Origin of the sequence: Pseudomonas sp. PDM27 (assembly GCF_019219205.1) — a bacterium.
GTDB classification, from domain to species: Bacteria; Pseudomonadota; Gammaproteobacteria; order Pseudomonadales; family Pseudomonadaceae; genus Aquipseudomonas; species Aquipseudomonas laurylsulfatiphila.
Window position 1 is genome coordinate 1 of the sequence record NZ_JAHUWF010000050.1, and the last position, 251, is coordinate 251.

Annotated in this window: 1 tRNA gene and 1 rRNA gene; both read left to right on the forward strand. The window is 51.4% G+C overall.

Annotated elements, in window-relative coordinates:
* Nucleotides 1-63 (forward strand): 16S ribosomal RNA (locus KW838_RS29325); the annotation flags it as partial.
* A gap of 80 nt (nt 64-143) precedes the next feature.
* Nucleotides 144-220: transfer RNA gene (locus tag KW838_RS29330), tRNA-Ile, on the forward strand.
* Nucleotides 221-251: the final 31 nt, after the last annotated feature.

Here is a 251-nt window from a genome sequence, read left to right on the forward strand (position 1 = left end):
ATGACTGGGGTGAAGTCGTAACAAGGTAGCCGTAGGGGAACCTGCGGCTGGATCACCTCCTTAATCGACGACTCAGCTGCTCCATAAGTTCCCACACGAATTGCTTGATTCATTGAAGAAGACGAAAGAAGCAGCCCGAAATTGGGTCTGTAGCTCAGTTGGTTAGAGCGCACCCCTGATAAGGGTGAGGTCGGCAGTTCGAATCTGCCCAGACCCACCAATTTTGTGTGGGAAACGCCTGTAGAAATACG